The organism is Coprococcus sp. LG101-27, from assembly GCF_027695515.1.
In the GTDB taxonomy this organism is placed as follows: Bacteria; Bacillota; Clostridia; order Lachnospirales; family Lachnospiraceae; genus Allocoprococcus; species Allocoprococcus comes.
In genome coordinates this window covers 67,299-86,499 of the sequence record NZ_JAQEUJ010000003.1, presented here as the reverse complement: position 1 = coordinate 86,499, position 19,201 = coordinate 67,299, and the positions used below count along the sequence as shown (strand labels likewise).

The following is a 19,201-nucleotide window of genomic DNA, read 5'->3' as shown; positions in this document are numbered from 1 at the left end:
GTGTCGTATAGCGTCACTTTGTGTGATCTGCATGCAGACTTTTCATATTTAAAGTAGCTGTACGATATTTTTTTTGCGACAAAATGTAAACTAATGCTTAAAGAAAAGGAAAACAAAATTATGGGAATTACAATGGTTTTGTCATTACTCAGTGGGGTAGCCCTGTTTTTATACGGTATGTCACTGATGGGCGACAGTCTGAAAAAAGTTGCCGGCAATAAGCTTGAACTGATTTTATACAGGCTGACCAACACTCCTCTGAAAGGACTTCTGCTGGGTACTGTCGTAACCGCTATCATTCAGTCATCCTCTGCAACGACAGTTATGGTAGTCGGATTTGTAAACTCTGGTATGATGAAGGTCGCACAGGCAATTGGTATCATCATGGGTGCCAACATCGGAACCAGTATCACCGGATGGATCTTATGTCTCTCCTACATTGATGGTTCCAGCGGAATCGCGCAGCTTTTATCAACCGCTACAATTTCTGCAATCGTAGCAATCATCGGAATTATTTTCCGTACATTCATCAAGAAAAAACCGTATTCTGATATTGGTGACATCATGCTTGGCTTTGCGATCCTGATGATCGGGATGCAGACCATGAGCGGTGCCGTCTCTCCTCTGAAAGAGAATCCGCATTTCGTCAGACTTCTGACCATGTTCACGAATCCATTTATGGGAATCCTTGTCGGGATCGTATTTACAGCAGTTTTACAGAGCGCTTCTGCTTCTGTAGGTATCCTCCAGGCACTGTCCATTACCGGATCGATCACCTTTGCAGCTGCACTTCCGATCACAATGGGTATCGGCGTTGGTGCCGCATGTCCGGTTCTTCTTTCCTCAATCGGAACGAACAAGAACGGAAAGCGTACTGCTCTGATCTATCTGCTGAACGATTTATTTGGTATGATTTTCTGGTCCATCGTATTCTATTCTGCAAATGCCATCGTGCATTTCCCATTTATGGGTGAAATTATGTCGCCTTTCCGTGTGGCACTTTTGAATACGGTATTCCGGCTTCTGACAATCCTTGTTCTTGCTCCATTTATCGGCAAGATTGAAAAGCTTGTCTTCTTCCTTATTAAAGATACCGATGAAGACAACGAAGAGCAGGCAGATTTCGATCTTCTTGAGGAACGTTTCCTCAATTATCCGCCACTGGCAATCACACAGAGCCAGCTTGCAGTCAACGGAATGGCAAAGAAAGCATACAAAAATATCCGTCGCGCCCTTGCACTGCTGAAAGATTTTTCAGATAATAAGTTCAACAAAATTCAGGAAAAGGAAAATCTGATCGACAAATACGAAGATAAACTGGGAACCTATCTGATGCAGCTCAATATGCATGACCTGACACCGGAGCAGTCCAAACAGACCGCCAAGTTCCTTCATACGATCAGTGATTTTGAACGTCTGGGTGACCATGCAGTCAATATTTCCCGTGTTGCACAGGAACTTCATGAAAAATCACGTATTTTTTCAGATGCAGCCAAATACGAGCTTCATGTTCTTGAATCCGCATTAAAAGAGCTCCTTGATCTCACGATCAATTCATTTGTAGATGAAGACCTTGTAAATGCTGCCAAAGTAGAACCGCTTCGCGAACTGATCGGTATTTTATGCAACGATTTGAAAATGCGTCATATTAGAAGGCTCCGTAACGGGCAGTGTGATCTGAACACCGGATTTGCATTTAACGATCTGCTCACCAACTATGATCGTATTGCAGCCCACTGTTCTAACATTGCCGTTGCAATCCTGGAACTGGATTCTTCCAATTTCGATATGCACGAATACACTAAGAGTGTACGGAAATTGAAAGACAACAATTATGTATCCACCTTTGATTATTATGAGCAGAAATATAATATCAACGGTTATCAGCCGGAAGCGGAACAGGATACAAAAGCAGCCGCCAAAAACCCAGTCAAAGCTGTTGAAGCCAAAAAATAATCTTACAACGAGAAAGGAATCTGCTGTAATGTCTTCTTTAAATATTTCATCACAGGCGCACATTGCCAGTCAGTCCGTCATCCTAGGCGATGTCACCATCGGTGCAGACTCAAGCGTATTCTATTACGCAGTCGTCCGTGGCGACGAGGCATCGATCACGATTGGCAGGCGCAGTAATATCCAGGATAACAGTACCGTCCATGTAGATTACGGTTTTCCGACCGTTATCGGTGATGATGTCACTGTTGGTCACAACTGTGTAATCCACGGCTGTACAATTGGTGACGCGTCTCTAATCGGGATGGGAAGTACGATTTTAAACGGTGCAAAGATTGGAAAGCATTGCCTGATCGGTGCCGGAAGTCTGGTTACTCAGAACACAGTTATTCCGGATGGAATGCTGGTTATCGGAAGCCCGGCAAAAGTAAAAAGACCTCTTACTGAGGAAGAAATCCAGTCAATTTATAAAAATGCTGCGGATTATGTTGCATTATCGGCTGCGCAGTTTGAATAGAATATCAAATCTGAAATATGTACACTATTAAAAAAAGTATCGAAAATCATTTATGTTTGATTTTCGATACCTTTTTTATCTACTACAACACTTTATTTTTCATCCACGATCTGGAACACATAGAATTTAAGATAATACGATTCTTCTGCCGACCACAGAATCGGATGATCCGGTGCCTGTGTCCGGTATTCTACCTGTCTGACCCTCTTATGCACATTCTGCGCTGCCTGATGGATCGTCTTCGTAAAAAGCTCATAATCCATAAAATGTGAGCAGGAACAGGTTGCCAGATATCCGCCTGGTTTTACCAGCTTCATTCCGCGCATATTGATCTCACGATATCCCTTTGTCGCATTCTTGATCGTCTTACGGGATTTGGTAAATGCAGGTGGATCCAGGATTACCACATCATACTGCTTTCCTTCTTCTTCCAGCTTTGGAAGCAGGTCAAATACATCTGCACAGACAAATTCAACTCTATCCTCTAATCCATTGAGTCTTGCGTTCTCTCTTGCCTGTTCTATGCCAAGTTCTGAAGCATCTACACCTGTCACATGCTTTGCCCCTGCAATCCCTGCATTCAGCGCAAAAGAGCCTGTGTGCGTGAAGCAGTCCAGCACCTCTGCATCCTTGCAAAGTCTCTGGATTGCCAGACGATTGTATTTCTGATCCAGGAAAAATCCTGTCTTCTGTCCGTCTTTGACATCAACCATATATCTGACACCATTTTCCACAATCTCAACTTTGGTATCAAATTCTTCACCGATAAAGCCTTTGACTCTCTCCATGCCTTCATTCTGACGAACCTTTGCATCGCTTCGTTCATACACGCCACGGATCGTAATTCCATCTTCTGAAAGTACCGCTTTCAGAATGTCCACGATTTCTTCTTTCATCCGGTCAATTCCGAGTGCAAGAGACTCTACAACCAACACATCCGAGAATTTATCGATCACCAGTCCGGGAAGAAAATCCGCTTCCCCGAAAATCACACGGCAGCTTGATGTATCTACTGTCTTTTTCCGGTATTCCCACGCATCTCTCACCCGCATTTCCAGAAATGCATGATCGATCTCCTGATCCTGCTTTCTTGTCATCATACGGATCCGGATCTTAGAATTCATATTGATAAATCCTCTTCCCATTCCGTACCCGTCAAAATCATGGGCGATCACAATATCACCATTCTCAAATTCTCCCATAATCGAATCAATTTCATTATCGAATATCCAGGCGCCGCCTGATTTCAGCAGACGTCCCTCACCCTTTTTCAATGTCACTATAGCCTGACGCATCTTTTCTCCTTCCACATACTCTTACGTATTCTTCTGCAAATATTATCCACGGAGTCCTGCAATGATCCGACCTGGATAGAGCAGAAGATCCAGTCCATCCTGCATAGATCTGACGCAGAGATCCGCATTTTTCAATAATTTCCCATAGACCCCTTCCCGGTCCATAACAGCGATGGAAAGCGCCGCCTCTTTCAGCATCCACTCATCATTTCTGCCATTACCGATTGCCACACAGCGTTTTGCACCGGTTGCTTTTACCAATTCCCTTTTATACTCCTTTGCATTACCTGTCGGAAATGTCTCCAGGATCACCGGAAGCCCTTCGCACTGCGCTTTCGCATTTCCATGCGTATCTGCAGTCAGTACATAAATTCGGAACTGCTCTGAAAGTGCGATAAGACGTTCCTTCACACTCGGCGGGATCACGCCGTCCACAGCGATCGTCCCGTTCATATCTAAAAATATCGTATCAAGTTCTAATGTTTTATATTCCGGAATAACCAGTTTCATAGGAACTCCTTTCCTGCCATCTGGCATGTTGCTTTTTCTATTATAATACATATTTCATACAGACTCCACATATTTTGTAACAACTGATTTATCTGATAAAGAGGAGGATTGTAAATATGAAACCAGTTGTTGGAATCTTATGCTGTGGCTTCGACGGCAAAAACCAGTTTGTAACCGATACCTATGTGCGGGCAGTCCGCATTTCCGGAGGAATCCCCCTACTGATACCGATTCTTCCTCAGGACTTCCCGATCAATTCTTATCTTGACATATGCGATGGATTTCTGCTCCCCGGAGGAGGTGATTTTACACCGTTTCTCTTCAATGAAGATCCACTTCCAGGTGTAGGACAGACCAATCTTTCTGTGGATCTTTTCCAGATTCATTTTGCAGAGGAAATCTTAAAACGTCATCTGCCGGTAATCGGCATCTGCCGGGGTATGCAGGTGCTCAACGCCGCCTGTGGCGGAAGTATCTACCAGGATCTTTCCTGTCAGCCCGGAGATCCTTTTCTGCATATGCAGACCTCACAGAACCGCAGCGATATGTGGCACCAGATTTTCATCGCCAAAGACAGTCATCTTCATGAACTGACCGGAGACACTCTGTATACCAATAGTTTTCACCATCAGTCCGTTCATCTGCTCGGAAAAAATGTCCATGCATGTGCACACACTTCTGATGGCACAGTTGAGGCAATTGAAATCGAAGGACAGCCTTTTGCACTTGGCGTTCAGTGGCATCCGGAATCCATGTTTTTTACTTCTCCATGTATGCGGGAATTGTTTTCGCTTTTCGTCCGGTCGATGCTTCCCGGAACAGACTAAATCCCTTTTGTCGGGCTGCAGACTCTGCTGTCTGCGATCCCTTCAGAATATATGCATAATATGTTCACAAACGTTCATAATTCTTTCAAATTATAAACACACTTTTTTCACAAGATACGAGTATACTAATAATTGTCAAAAGGAAATAAACCTTTTCACATAACAAAATTTTTCTTTTTCATAAACGCCGATATTCGGGAAACCGGATATCGGCTCTCCTCATTTTCAGGGGTTATTTCAGATATTCCAGAAGTCCTCGCAGGTCTGGAACGACATGATCTGCCATCTTTTTGACCTCTTCGTCTGCAGGTGTCAGATCCGGAACCATCGTCACATGGCAACCCGCCTGGTAAGCCGCATTTACCCCGTTCGGTGAATCTTCGACCGCCATGCACTCTTCAGGCTTCCGCCCGATCTTCTCACAGGCATAGAGATACACATCCGGTCTCGGTTTTCCCAATTTCACCATAGATGCACTGATGATCTCATCAAACAGCTCTTTAAATCCGACCATTTCCAGATAACGCACAGCCCTGTCTTCCGCTGTAGCCGTCACGACTGCCGTCTGATAACCACGTCTTTTCAGCTCCTTGATCGTCTCTTCCACATACGGTTTCTTCTCAATTCCGAAACGCGCAATATGATCACTCATCAGCTCCTGTCTGCGCCGTCTGAGCTCATCGTATGGGAAATTCTCTCCAAAAATTCCCTTCATCTGCTCTCTTGCAAATACGGATGCACAGCTGCGGAATTTGTATGCCGTTTCCAGATCCAACCGGTATCCCGCCTCCCGCATTGCCTTTTGTTTGTATACTGTCAGATATTTCTCTGTATCGATCAGGATGCCATCCATATCAAAAAGTACTGCTTTCATCTTGTCCTCCTGTAGTATATTTCATTTTGTAAAAACAATTACTTTCTATATCATACCATTCCCTTCAGGAAGAAAAAAGACGGAGATTTTATTCTCCGCCTTTTGAATGTTTGCTTATATCTATTTTGTACTTTCTGTGCTGCCGGTACTTCCTGTACTGTTTGAACCGCTTTCACTACTGTCAGATGAAGTACTTTTCACCTGCTTGCAGTTGTCTGCTACCCAGTCTTCTACGATATCCAGTCTTGCTGTCTTCTCCAGATTCTCTAGGTTTCCGGCATCTTCCAGTGCTTTTTTGAGTGCATCTACATCTTCGTATCCGTAAGCCTTTGCATACTCCTTATACTTCTTCTCAAGTGTCTTATCTGACACATCGATCTTTGCTTTCTCAATGATCAGATCTGCCGCAAGGTTGGCCTTTACCTGATCCTTTGCAGCCTGGGTTGCCTTTGAATTAAAAGTTTCCTCATCCATATTCATATACTGTTTAAGGAAATCTGCAAAATCAAGATTATAATAAGATGCCATATTCTTATACTGTGTCTTGATCGAACTGATCATATTCTTCAGATCCTTCTTCGGATACTTGTTCACAGTTGTGTTCTCAAGTACTGCTTTCCATGCATTTTCCTTGATTGTATTCTGCCGGTTTTCTTTGCTGGTTTTTTTCAGAGATTTTTTGATTTCCTTTTTGTACTCTTCCACCGTCTTGGAAGTATCAGAAACACTCTGTACAAATTCATCGGTAAGTTCCGGTACATCGGTCTGGCTAATTCCCTTCAGTGTAACGGTAAATACAACTGCCTGACCTGCAAGATCTTCATTTCCATAGTTCTCCGGGAAAGTCAGATCCAGATCAAAAGTATCGCCAATATTGTGTCCGACAACGCCATCCTCAAATCCATCAATAAACTGACCACTTCCTAATGTAAGCTGTGCATCTGTCGCTGTTCCGCCTTTAAATGCCTCACCATCTTTCTTTCCTTCGTAGTCGATCGTTACTGTATCTCCAGTTTGTGCTGCACGGTCTGTAACTTCTGTTGTAGTTGACTTAGACTGAAGCACACTGTTGATCTGTGTTTCTACATCATTATCCGATACCGCATCCGCATCTACTTTATCAATCTCCACACCTTTATATTTTGTAATCGTAACATAATCATTGGAAATCTCACTGGAGCATCCGGTAAGAAGTAATGACAATGCACAGATACCTGCTGCCAGTACTGTTAATTTCTTTATCATTTTCTTTTACACCTCTTATATCTTCATTCTCTCTGACTGTCTGAATCACCCACATCAGAGCGCTACATATGATTATAACACATAATCTGTCATTGAAAAGGGATTTCCCAAAATTCACATTTATTTCAGATTTTCCATTACTTTCAAAAAGCCGCCAAAAACTTCAAATTACTTGCACTTGTCTACAAACAATGCTACAATAAGCTATGTGTAAATATGATTTGAGGAGGAAAACCCGTGAGTAAGATAACGATCGTATTACTGGTAATTCTTGCCGTACTGCTTATCGCCCTGGTTGTTCTGTATTTCCTCGGTAAGAAAGCGCAGAAAAAGCAGGCAGAACAGGAAGAGATGATTGCAGCTGCTGCACAGCAGGTCAACATCCTGATTATCGACAAAGGCAAGATGAAGCTTAAAGATGCCGGTTTCCCATCAGTTGTTCTTGAGAATACACCTAAGTATCTTCGTCGTTCAAAGGTACCGGTTGTCAAGGCAAAAGTCGGACCAAAGATTATGACTCTGATGTGTGATGCAAGCATCTATGATCTTATTCCAGTCAAAAAAGAAGTAAAAGCAACCGTAAGCGGTATTTACATCACTGCAGTAAAAGGAGTCAGAGGTTCTCTTGAGGCTCCACCTAAGAAAAAAGGATTCTGGGCAAGACTGCGGAACAAGTAACAATAAAAAGGGTAAATGATTCTGAGCCGATTGAATCATTTACCCTTTTTGTTTATTTTCCTGAAATTGCTTCCTCTGCCTGTGCTTTCGGTCTTATGCTCATTGCGATCCGGCAGTCTGCCGTCGCTTCATGATTCACATCAAGCCCGTACTCCACAGCAATATCAATTCGCTCATCATCCACATTCACATCCAGCTTCCGTGTATGAATTCCAACATGAAGCTGCCCATACGGTGTATCATAATATGTGACATTCATCTGATTCTTCTCAAATACCATATGTGCATTCGTAATTCCGCTCTTCATGATCTCCATCGAATCTTCACCGGTGATCTTGATCTTATTCTTAACCACCCCCGGAATCCCTTCCATTACTTCATCATAAAGAATATAATGCTTTCCGTTCTTCCAGTAATAGCTCGCCGGAGTGATCACCTCAATCGGCTCATTCTCTTCATTTTCTTCCGGATCTGCCAATGCCATATCATGTAGTCCGGAAATCGTCAATAATACATCCTGTGTCATACACGTCATCCAATCTGTCTGTTATTAGATGGCAAGCTGTTTTGCGATATCGTACTGGTACTCCGGAATTCCTTTCTGCATTGCCAGTGCTTCGTTGATATCAAAGTCAATATACTCGCCATGTTTGTATCCTACTACACGGTTTGTCTTTCCTTCAAGAAGAAGATCTACAGCAAGAGATCCCATAATAGATGCATAAACTCTGTCTTTTGCTGTCGGGCTTCCTCCACGCTGCATATGACCAAGAATAGTAGCACGTGTCTCCATACCCGTCTCTTTTTCGATTCTCTTTGCCATATTCATAGAATCACCGATACCTTCGGCATTGATGATAATGTAATGCTTTTTACCGCGTTTTCTGCTTTCTTTGATGTCTGCAATGATCTTTGCTTCATCGTAGTCATGTTCCTCAGGAAGAAGAATCTTCTCTGCTCCATTGGCAATACCGCACCACAGTGCAAGGTATCCCGCATCACGTCCCATAACTTCGATAACACTACATCTTTCATGTGATGTAGATGTATCACGTACTTTGTCAATTGCTTCCATCGCTGTATTAACCGCTGTATCGAATCCGATTGTGTATTCTGTACATGCGATATCAAGATCGATCGTTCCCGGAAGTCCGATTGTATTTACTCCAAAATCAGATAATTTCTGTGCTCCCTTGAAGGAACCGTCTCCTCCGATAACTACCAGACCGTCAATTCCATATTTCTTACAGATTGCTGCTGCTTTCTGCTGTCCTTCTGGTGTACGCATTTCCTCGCAACGGGCTGTCAAAAGAATCGTTCCACCTCTCTGGATCGTGTCTGATACATCTCTGGCACTTAAATCAATAATTTCCTCGTTAAGAAGTCCTGAATAACCTCTTCTGATTCCTCTTACCTTCAGTCCTTTTCCCAATGCGGTTCTTACAACTGCACGGATTGCAGCGTTCATTCCCGGTGCGTCTCCACCACTGGTCAATACGCCGATAGTTCTGATTACTTTTTCTGCCATGATATGTCTCCTCCGTCTCTTCTACTTTGTAACTTTACTATCCTTTTGCTTAATTTATCTCAATCCACACGTTATTGTATAATATTCACCCCTTCATTTCAATGGGTTTTTCTATTACTTTTACACAATCTTCTCCAAAATAATTCGTCAATCTGCTCAAAATTCCAGGTTCTACCTGGATATTTGCGTTTTTAGGAAGTCTTTTTACCGCTCTCTCCGCTTTGCAGAAGATTACAACCTGGTCCTCACCCTCACTTTCCGCGAGCATCCGGAACAGATTCTGCTCATCTTGAAGGTAACTCTGTTTGTCGGTATACTGGATCCACAGTTCTTTTTTCATCATCTCAAACGGAATCACCTCTTCACAGATCAGCTTACTTGCATTATCATCTTCTTCCGATACACATCCCCGCACAAATACTTTGCTGTCCTCCTGCAGATACTGCTGGCTTTTCTCATAGCTCTGCGGGAAAATGACAACCTCTACCGTTCCAAGAAGATCCTCTACGGTAATAAATGCCATCGTTTGATTCTTCTTTGTATATTTGATCGTCTTCGATGTGATCATACCACCAATGATCTCCCTTGACCCGTCACGCACTTTTGTCCGTCCGGTCTCTTCATCAAGCTGAAAATCCAATGTCGTTGCGGAAATACTCTTGCGCCATTTCTCTTCATATTCTTCCAATGGATGTCCGCTGATATACACGCCGAGTACTTCTTTTTCAAATGCAAGCATCGTTTCCTTCTGGTATTCTCCCACATCCGGAAGCGTGACCTCAAATTCTTTTTTCTGTTCGTCATCTACAATATCAAAGAGCGACATCTGTCCGGCAAGCGAATTTTTCTTGTTCTGTGCTACCTGATCCATGATCTGTACATAAATGATCATAAACTGCTTTCTGGTCCCTTTCAGACTGTCAAATGCGCCGGATTTGATAAAGTTTTCTACCGCACGTTTATTGACTTCCTTACCGGAAAGCCGTTCCAGAAAATCCTTCAGATCACGAAACGTGCCATGCTCTTCTCTGTCCCGGATGATCTGCTCGATCACCGGTCTTCCAACCCCCTTGATCGCCGCAAGTCCGTAACGGATATTACCGTTATCTACAGAAAAATCACCAACCCCACGATTGATATCCGGCGGCAGGATAGAAATTCCCATCTGTCGGCAAGTGTAAATGTATTCGGCAACCTTTCCCGGATTGTCGATGACAGAAGTCATAAGTGCTGCCATATATTCTACCGGATAATAATATTTCAGATACGCTGTCTGGTATGAGACAACCGCATACGCTGCCGCATGTGATTTGTTGAACGCATACTTTGCAAAATCGATCATTTCATCATAGATCTTATTCGCAACCTTTTCATCGATTCCATTTTTGACACAGCCCGGAATGCCTTCTTCTTCATTACCATATACAAAATTCTGACGCTCTCTCTGCATCACGTCGCCCTTTTTCTTACTCATGGCACGGCGTACAAGGTCGCTTCGCCCAAGTGAATATCCGGCAAGGTCACGCACGATCTGCATAACCTGTTCCTGGTATACAATGCAGCCATAGGTCGGTGCCAGGATTGGCTTTAACTGCGGGCATTCGTAAGTAATCAGCTCCGGATGGTTCTTTCCTTTGATATACTGTGGAATGAAATCCATCGGACCTGGCCGGTAAAGAGAAATTCCGGCGATAATATCTTCCAGACTCTGTGGACGAAGTTCCTTCATGAAGCTCTTCATCCCTGCACTTTCTATCTGGAAAATACCGTCCGTCTTTCCGGTTCCGATATAGTCAAGCACTGCTTTATCATTATAATTTAATTCTTCTGTTACCAGCTTCACACCGGTACTTTTTTCAACCAGTCTGATCGCATCCTGGATGACGGTCAGGGTACGAAGCCCAAGGAAATCCATTTTCAGAAGTCCCAGTTCTTCCAGTGTGGTCATGGTAAACTGTGTGACTACATTGTTGTCCGCTCCAAGTGCCAGCGGAACATATTCATCCACATCCTTCTGGCTGATCACGACTCCCGCGGCATGCATGGATGTATGCCGTGGCAGACCTTCCAGTCTCTTTGACATATCGATCAGCTCTTTTACCTGTGGGTCTTCATCATAGAGCTTCTTCAGCTCATGGTTCATCTTCAGGGATTTATCCAATGTAATATTCAGTTCTTTCGGAATCATCTTTGCAATTGAATCCACAAAAGCATACGGAAGATCCATAACTCTTCCCACATCCCGCAGCACCCCGCGCGCCTGCAGTGTACCAAAGGTTACGATCTGCACTACCCGGTCTTTGCCGTATTTACGCACAACATAATCAATGACTTCCTGCCTTCTTTCAAAGCAGAAGTCCACGTCGATATCGGGCATGGACACACGTTCCGGATTCAGAAAACGCTCGAACAGCAGCTGATACCGGATTGGATCGATATTGGTGATCGCAAGTGTGTACGCCACAATGCTTCCCGCCGCAGATCCACGCCCAGGTCCAACCATGATTCCATTGCTTTTTGCAAAATGAATAAAATCCCATACAATAAGGAAGTAATCCACGTAACCCATGCTTTTGATAACGCCCAATTCATAATTCAGGCGCTCCACAAGGGCTGGATCCGGGTCTTCTCCATATCGTCTTTTCAGTCCGTCAAAACAGAGCTTATTCAAATATTCCCATGAGGTAAATCCTTCCGGCACATCGAATTTCGGGAGCTTTGTTACACCAAATTCAATCTCTACATGGCATCTGTCTGCAATCTTCTGTGTATTTTCCAGCGCCTCCGGTGCATATGGGAAAAGTGCTGCCATCTCTTCTTTGGACTTCACGTAGTACTGTCCGCCTTCATAGCGCATCCGTTCCTCGTCTGCGAGCTTTTTCCCTGTCTGAAGACAAAGCAGGATATCATGTGGCTTTTCATCTTCTGCGTAAGTATAATGCACGTCATTTGTCGCCACAAGGTCGATTCCGATCTCCTGCGACAGACGCATCAACTGCTGGTTAACGGTGCGCTGTTCCGGGATCCCATGATCCTGCAGTTCCAGGAAAAAGTTGCCTTTTCCAAAAATCTGTTCATAATGAAGCGCAGCTTTTTTTCCTTCTTCATACATCCCTCTCGCCAGGTTTCTCTGTACCTCTCCGGCAAGACATGCACTGAGGGCAATGATTCCTTCGTGATAGGTCTCCAGAAGCTCATAATCTACTCTTGGCTTATAATAGTAACCTTCCGTAAATGCACGTGACACGATCTTCATCAGATTGGCGTAGCCTGTATTATTCTCGGCAAGAAGTACCAGGTGATAATATCGGTCCTCATCGCGTCCTACGGCTGTTTTATCGAATCTGGATCCCGGTGCCACATAGACTTCACATCCCAGTACAGGATTGATTCCTGCCGCTCTTGCGGCTCTGTAGAAGTCAATGACGCCATACATGACACCATGGTCTGTGATCGCAGCCGCTGTCATCCCCAGTTCTTTGACTCTGGCAACATATTCTTTAATTTTATTCGAACCGTCCAGAAGGCTGTATTCCGTGTGGACGTGCAAATGCGCAAAATTCATATTGTGTTCGCTCCTTTTCTCTGTGTTCCATTTTAGCAGAAATGAGGGGGATTTCCAACTGGTGTGGGGAAAATTTTATAGGTTGGTGGGCGGCGGATTTCCAAATATATATACTCCGGTTCCCCTCGGCAAAACATTCCGATGAACCCCTGAAAGCGGGAATCGTGTTAACTTTCTTTTTGGGGTGTTGGTGTCACAACCTTATTTATCCTCTAACGCAAAAATACCGCCGCATCAGATCTCATTTCCAATGCGACGGTATTCATCTTTTATTATAGCCAGTAACCAGTACGCCCTTCTCTTATCTGGATGACTTTTCTAACTGCTCCATCAGTTCCCGAATCTTTTCTTCTCTTTTTTTAAGAAGTTGATTCATTTCTTCCATACGCTTTGCATCTTCATGGATGATCCTGCTTTGATCTTCAAGCTTTTTTTGCTGTCCTTTAATCTCTTTCTTTTGCCCTTCAAGCTCTTCCTGCATCTCATCGATCATATACCGTACTGTATTTTTATCCAATATCTCCAGCTCTTTTGAGAACATTTCCATCATCCTCTCTACATTCTGACACATGGTATATACTTCTTCATAAAGAGCCTTAAACTCCGGTACTTTTTCGACTAGCTGCATGATTCTCTCCGGATTATCTTCACTTAGAAATAATAACCATTTTTCCAGATTATTCTCAATCTCTCCATCTTTATTTTGAATGACATCCCGGAAGATGTCAAGGCATATAAACGTGTATTTCTGAAGCAGATCTGCCTGGATTCCGGTATCACTTTTCTGCTCCATATGATGGATATAAATCTGCTCTGAAAAATCATGATATTTCTTCTCACTTTTTTCAAATAACACGATTGTATATACGTTCTTGACATCTTTATATGTAAAACTCTTTCCTTTTTCTTCCCGCAGTCGCTTATACTGCCGTAAAAGCAAATCAGCTGAATAACATGCACTTCTCTGTCCTGAAAAGCGGTATCCTAGCTTCTGGATTTCCACATTTGCCAGACTTCCGTCCGTCAACTGTATCACCATGTCCATAATTAAAAGTGAATCCTCTGCTGCAATTCTCGCAGATTCATTTGGCAACACATGCAGGATTTTCACTTTCTCCCCTATTGCTGCTGAAATAAACTCTTCCAGCCGCCTCGGTGCTGTCTCCGGATTCATAATCTGCTTAAAAAATGAATCATACAGTAATTTTACCCCTTTTACACCTGTACAAAAATCTAAAAATTCTTCCTTCTGTTTCTTTTCCCAGCTGTAAAAAACACTATGCATTTTTACATTCCCATCAATCTCGTCCAGAATCGCCTGCCTGGTCTTTATCATTGGGAAATACTTCTGTAATTTCGTTCTCATATATTTCCTCCCGCTACAATTTTTATCAGGAGCATTTTCAGATATGAGTTTCTATAAGCTGCTGGTTATATGACTATAATTTGATTTTTAGATTTTCTACTGTTCTTTTCTCCACATCTTGTTGCCTGATTATAACATGGTCCCAGTCCGTCTTCAATTAGCAAATGTTCTGAAAATAAAGCAGTATGTTAATATCAAAACCTCAAATAACAAAGGACCCAGAAATTTGAATCGCTCTTCCAAATTTCTGAGTCCTCTAATTGTTTCAGCATTTAGTAATTATTACAGTAATCAAACACAGGTCTTCCCTGTTCATTCCATTTTATGCGCATGCGGTAAGCATGTCTGTTGGGATCATACAGTGGATCTCCGATTATTTCATCGTATGGTCTTGCATGATAGATCATAATATCTTCTTTTCCATCCTCCGACTTTACAAAAGAATTATGTCCCGGCCCGTAGATTCCTCTTTCTGCATCTGTTTTTAAGACCGGATATCGTTCTTTTTTCCAAGCCCTTGGATTCAGCAGGTCTTCTGTCTCTTCTATGCTGAGCATTCCCATACAATAGCATTCTCCTGTAGCACTTGCCGAATAAGTCAGATATATTTTCCCATCATGATGTACAACTGCCGGTCCTTCATTTACCCAGAAATCCACTCTTTCCCAGTCATAATCCGGTGAAGTCAGAAGAACCTGTTCTGTCGCAAGACTTGTTGGTGAATCCATTCTGGCAATGTATAAATTGGAAATCTTCTTTCCAACACTAACTTTTTCTGCCCATACGCAGTACCATTGTCCCATATTTTCAAACACGGTCATATCCAAAGAAAAGTCCTGGAATGAAAACGCGTCTTTTCGCTTTAACATTCCCATCTCTTTCCACGGATCCTTCAATGGATCGTCACCTTCACACATCAACACATACGGTCTGATTGCCCAAATATCCTCAATATCTCCACCTGCAAAATAAATAAACCATTTATTATCCACATAATGAATTTCCGGTGCCCAAATGTGCACACTCGTAATTCCGTTTTCGTGCTTTCTCCATATGGTTACTTCTTCTGCCTGTGCCAATCCGTCGACCGTATTGCTTTTGCGAAGTACAATACGGTCATATTCCGGTACAGATGCAGTAAACCAATAGGTTCCATCAGAATGTCTGTAAACATAAGGATCTGCCCGCTGTATAATAAATGGTTTATTGTATTCTGTTTGTCTGTAATTTGTTTTATCCATAATCGTATCCTCTTATCTTTTCACTGCAAGTGTCAAAAATTTTTTTGCAATTCACCGTTGTTTCTGATTGCTCTATTGCCTTGCAATTTTCGCGATCTTACTTCACATTATTTCAAAATACAGAAGATATAGAAGAAACCTTACAATGTGTCCCGGTCGAGAATATGATAATTCAGATAAATAGATTTTGGCGAGTATTCTTTTGAATCAATCTGCTGGATCAATTCCACAACCGCCGTTGATGCAACACCTTCCAAATTTGTTGAAACAGTTGTCAGTTTCGGCGTGATATACTGCAAAAGACTGATATCGTCAAACCCCATTAATCCGAAATCCTTTGGTATCATCAGACCTTTTTTTGTGCCCCATTGCATAATAGACAAAGCATAGCTGTCACCCGAACACAAAAAAGCAGTCTTTTCATGCAATCCTCTTGCACAGATTCGTTCAACCTCCGGGAGAAACTCTGTTTTCCCAATCATTTTCATTTTCAGTTCCGGGTGAATCGCCATTGCAGCTTTAAATCCTTTTTCTCTCTGCTTATGTACATAAATATTCTGTGTTTCTTCCATCTCCAGCGGCGGACAGACAAATACAATTTTCTTATATCCTTTTGATACAATAAGTTCTACCGCATCCATTGCTGCTGCCATCTCATTCACCTGTACCGTAGTGATCTTCCCGGACACCTGGTTTCCAATACATACGATCGGGATGTGTAATGATAAAAGAAATTCTTCAAATTCTTTTCCTTTATTGATCGGATTGATCAGTATACCTTCCATCTGCCTCTCTGCAAGTCCCTGTATCAGTTTTCTTTCCCATTCCAGGCTCTCGTCACAGACAACAATATTCGTAAAATAACCTCTTTTGTCTGCCTCTTTGTTAATCGTATTCAACGACTGTACAAAGTACATATTCTCAATATTGATTGTTACAACACCAAGGGACATTGTTCTGCCATGATTCAAACTCCGTGCCAGAAGATTGGGACGATAATTATTTTCTTTTGCGACCTGCAGGATTTTTTCTTTTGTTTCTTTTGAGACACTGCCACCATTTAGTGCACGTAACACCGTCGTTCTTGAAACCCCACATTGTTCTGCAATTTGATTTACTGTAATCGCCATAATTACACCCCCGATCCTGATTCTACTCCGAGTATATCATAATCTCCCTGTATCGGCAATGAAGGTTCGCTTCTTATCTCTTCTGTCTCTCCTGTTCTTCTCAGACAGCTAACCGTACCATATTAAATGACAATGGTTGTAACGCAATCTGGCATCTGCCTGTTTCTATCTCAACATTTTTTTCTTTCTTCGGGATTACTGCATCATGCTGTTCCATGTTGGTCATTTTTTTATTTTCAGCTGTCATACAAATGCTTTCTATCACGTGTTGTATTTCAAAATCCTGCAGATCTACTTCTGCTTTCTGCAGTTCTTCTTCACTTCGGTTTACTGCAAAGATGACAAGCTCCTGATCTTCCTCATTCCACACAACAAGACTGTCCACATATGGAACCCCATCAAATTCTGCACAACTATAACACGGTCCTATACTTGCTGTTTTCAAAACAGTCCCTTTCGCATAGGTTGCAAAATAATGAAACGGATAGTATATTGTCTGAAGCCAGTATTCCCCATTTTTTTCAGTCATGATACATGCACTGATATTTGTAAGCAATGACTGGCATGCAATCTTGATCACATCTGCATTTCTCAGAATCACCATCTGCATCCCCGCAAATAGGAGTGCATCCTCCAGCGTATAAATCTGTTCACTGATCGCAGGTGCGATTCCCCATGGTTTCTGGTCAATTTCTGCATTTACGGTATTACTTGGGACTGCCCATACTCCCCATTCATCCACGCTGAACTTCATCTCTTTTTTAGACCGCTTTTTCTGCTTGATAACCTGTGCTGCCGAACGGATCGTACGGATATATTCTTCCATATCCAGCGTCTGCGCAAGAAATCCTTTGGTTCCCTTATCCTGCCCGGCATAATACTGATGAAGCGCAAGGTAGTCCGCAACATCATATGTTTTTTCAAGGACTTCCATATCCCATTCCGGATAAGTTTTCATATTTGACAAAGAACTTCCACACACAATCAGTTCGATTGTCGGATCCATCAGCTTCATTACTTTTCCGGTTTCTGCTGCCAGCTTTCCATAGTCTTCCGCTGATTTATGTCCGATCTGCCAGCTACCATCCATTTCATTTCCAAGGCACCACATTTTAATTCCATAAGGTTCGGCAACACCATGCTCTTTTCTCAGATTACTGTACTGTGTTCCCTCCGGGAAATTGCAATATTCCAGATAATGTATTGCATCTTCAACGCCTCTTGTACCCAGATTTACTGTAAAAATCGGCTGTACATCCGCTTTTTTTGCCCATTTCATAAATTCGTTTGTCCCAAATTCATTCGTTTCAATCGCTTTCCACGCAAGATCCAGTTTACGAGGTCTTTTCTCTTTTGGTCCTACCCCGTCTTCCCAATGATACGCAGAAACAAAATTTCCACCTGGATAACGTACTGCTGTTACATGCATCTTCTTCACCTGTTCCAACACGTCTTTACGAAATCCATCCTCATCTGCGCTTTTATGATTTGGTTCATATATCCCTGTATAAATAACTCTTCCCATGTGTTCCAGAAACGAACCATAAAGTCTGGGATCTATTTTGCCTATCGCAAATTCTTTATTACATATTATTTTTGTGTTTTCCATATGAAATAATTCTCCTATCCTTTCAGTCCACCACTACTCATGCCTTCAATGAAGTACTTCTGACCAAACATATAAAGAACAAACATTGGTAATAACGAAATCAGTGCTCCGGCAAATGCCGCTCCATATTCAATCGTATTTTGTCCAATAAACAAAGCCAGTCCATTTGCTAATGTACGCATTTCTGTACTACTTGTTACTATCATAGGCCATAATAAATCATTCCATGAGCCATTTACACTCAGAATAATCAAAGTAATAACCGCCGGTTTTACCTGTGGCATCATAATTTTCCAGAAAATCCCATATTCTGAAAGCCCGTCAATTCTCGCCGCTTCTGCCATTTCCTTGGGAATTCCGGTAAATGCAGCTCTCATCATAAAAATAGATCCTGCCACTGCAACTCTCGGTATAATCAGTCCCCAATAAGAATCGTACATTCCCATCTTATATACAACAAGGAAAAGCGGAACCATAATAACCTGAAACGGAACCATCATGGTTGCAAGAGTCATCAAAAACATTCCCGTTTTTCCTTTAAAGTCATAAAATGCATACGCATATCCAGCCATACAGTTTACAACAACCGCAAGTGCTGTCGTTCCTCCCGCATAAATAACAGAGTTCAAAATATATCGAAGAATATCAATACGGTCCTGTACATCTGTAAAGTTTTCCAAAGTAAATGAATTCGGTATAAATGTAGGCGGCCACGAAATAATTTCTTTTTCAGGTTTAAATGCACTGAATACCATCCAGATTACCGGAACAAGAACCAGAAGTGTCAGAATGATCAACATCACGGCAACCGGTATTTCCAAAACGACATTCTTGATCTTTATTGTCTTTTTCTTTTTCATTCC

Annotated in this window: 16 protein-coding genes; 4 read left to right on the top strand and 12 right to left on the bottom strand. The window is 42.4% G+C overall.

Translation table 11 applies throughout. The features are described 5' to 3' along the window. The first annotated feature begins 120 nt into the window (after nucleotides 1-120). Both PG766_RS04190 and PG766_RS04185 read left to right on the top strand, forming a co-directional pair. Entirely contained in the window at nucleotides 121-1,956 is a 1,836-nt protein-coding gene (locus tag PG766_RS04190) for a Na/Pi cotransporter family protein (RefSeq protein WP_270590455.1), read from the top strand. A gap of 28 nt (nucleotides 1,957-1,984) precedes the next feature. After that, nucleotides 1,985-2,470: a gamma carbonic anhydrase family protein gene (locus PG766_RS04185; protein WP_195502473.1), complete on the top strand. Its 486-nt coding sequence runs from the start codon at nucleotides 1,985-1,987 to the stop codon at nucleotides 2,468-2,470. A 92-nt stretch (nucleotides 2,471-2,562) separates the two neighbouring features. Here PG766_RS04185 and PG766_RS04180 read toward each other — a convergent pair whose 3' ends face one another. Beyond that, nucleotides 2,563-3,765 carry a class I SAM-dependent rRNA methyltransferase gene (locus PG766_RS04180; protein ID WP_270590454.1) on the bottom strand — a complete coding sequence of 401 codons (1,203 nt, stop codon included), beginning with the start codon at nucleotides 3,763-3,765 and terminating at the stop codon, nucleotides 2,563-2,565. A gap of 42 nt (nucleotides 3,766-3,807) precedes the next feature. Continuing rightward, nucleotides 3,808-4,275, bottom strand: coding sequence for an HAD family hydrolase (locus PG766_RS04175; protein ID WP_022221108.1), 468 nt, complete (start codon nucleotides 4,273-4,275; stop codon nucleotides 3,808-3,810). 116 nt (nucleotides 4,276-4,391) lie between these two features. Between PG766_RS04175 and PG766_RS04170 the strand changes: the two genes are divergently transcribed. Then, entirely contained in the window at nucleotides 4,392-5,102 is a 711-nt protein-coding gene (locus PG766_RS04170) for a gamma-glutamyl-gamma-aminobutyrate hydrolase family protein (RefSeq protein ID WP_008368933.1), read from the top strand. A 232-nt stretch (nucleotides 5,103-5,334) separates the two neighbouring features. Here the strand turns inward: PG766_RS04170 and PG766_RS04165 are convergent, their stop codons facing one another. Together PG766_RS04165 and tig are read right to left on the bottom strand one after the other, a co-directional pair. Beyond that, the gene (locus tag PG766_RS04165) at nucleotides 5,335-5,976 is read right to left on the bottom strand and encodes an HAD family hydrolase (RefSeq protein ID WP_118219474.1); all 642 of its coding nucleotides are present in this window, start codon (nucleotides 5,974-5,976) and stop codon (nucleotides 5,335-5,337) included. Nucleotides 5,977-6,096: 120 nt separating this feature from the next. After that, complete coding sequence (gene tig / locus PG766_RS04160; RefSeq protein WP_270590453.1) at nucleotides 6,097-7,221, bottom strand: trigger factor; 1,125 nt, start codon at nucleotides 7,219-7,221, stop codon at nucleotides 6,097-6,099. A 237-nt stretch (nucleotides 7,222-7,458) separates the two neighbouring features. On the opposite strand from tig, the gene PG766_RS04155 reads away from it, so the two are divergent. Beyond that, nucleotides 7,459-7,899, top strand: coding sequence for a hypothetical protein (locus tag PG766_RS04155; protein WP_117557988.1), 441 nt, complete (start codon nucleotides 7,459-7,461; stop codon nucleotides 7,897-7,899). 52 nt (nucleotides 7,900-7,951) lie between these two features. On the opposite strand, the gene PG766_RS04150 is transcribed toward PG766_RS04155, so the two are convergent. From PG766_RS04150 to PG766_RS04115, 8 genes are all read right to left on the bottom strand, one after another. Next, nucleotides 7,952-8,425: a DUF1934 domain-containing protein gene (locus PG766_RS04150; RefSeq protein WP_270590548.1), complete on the bottom strand. Its 474-nt coding sequence runs from the start codon at nucleotides 8,423-8,425 to the stop codon at nucleotides 7,952-7,954. Between the two features lie 24 nt (nucleotides 8,426-8,449). Further along, nucleotides 8,450-9,427 carry a 6-phosphofructokinase gene (pfkA, locus tag PG766_RS04145; protein ID WP_055247911.1) on the bottom strand — a complete coding sequence of 326 codons (978 nt, stop codon included), beginning with the start codon at nucleotides 9,425-9,427 and terminating at the stop codon, nucleotides 8,450-8,452. Nucleotides 9,428-9,512: 85 nt separating this feature from the next. Further along, complete coding sequence (locus PG766_RS04140; protein WP_270590452.1) at nucleotides 9,513-12,992, bottom strand: DNA polymerase III subunit alpha; 3,480 nt, start codon at nucleotides 12,990-12,992, stop codon at nucleotides 9,513-9,515. A 301-nt stretch (nucleotides 12,993-13,293) separates the two neighbouring features. After that, entirely contained in the window at nucleotides 13,294-14,358 is a 1,065-nt protein-coding gene (locus PG766_RS04135) for a PD-(D/E)XK nuclease family transposase (RefSeq protein ID WP_118219836.1), read from the bottom strand. Between the two features lie 272 nt (nucleotides 14,359-14,630). Next, nucleotides 14,631-15,599, bottom strand: coding sequence for a glycoside hydrolase family 43 protein (locus tag PG766_RS04130; protein WP_270590451.1), 969 nt, complete (start codon nucleotides 15,597-15,599; stop codon nucleotides 14,631-14,633). 140 nt (nucleotides 15,600-15,739) lie between these two features. Beyond that, nucleotides 15,740-16,729, bottom strand: coding sequence for a LacI family DNA-binding transcriptional regulator (locus tag PG766_RS04125; protein ID WP_117557997.1), 990 nt, complete (start codon nucleotides 16,727-16,729; stop codon nucleotides 15,740-15,742). A 100-nt stretch (nucleotides 16,730-16,829) separates the two neighbouring features. Then, nucleotides 16,830-18,338 carry an arabinosylfuranosidase ArfA gene (gene arfA, locus PG766_RS04120; RefSeq protein WP_118219834.1) on the bottom strand — a complete coding sequence of 503 codons (1,509 nt, stop codon included), beginning with the start codon at nucleotides 18,336-18,338 and terminating at the stop codon, nucleotides 16,830-16,832. A gap of 14 nt (nucleotides 18,339-18,352) precedes the next feature. Beyond that, nucleotides 18,353-19,198 carry a carbohydrate ABC transporter permease gene (locus PG766_RS04115; RefSeq protein WP_117558001.1) on the bottom strand — a complete coding sequence of 282 codons (846 nt, stop codon included), beginning with the start codon at nucleotides 19,196-19,198 and terminating at the stop codon, nucleotides 18,353-18,355. Between the last annotated feature and the right edge of the window lie 3 nt (nucleotides 19,199-19,201).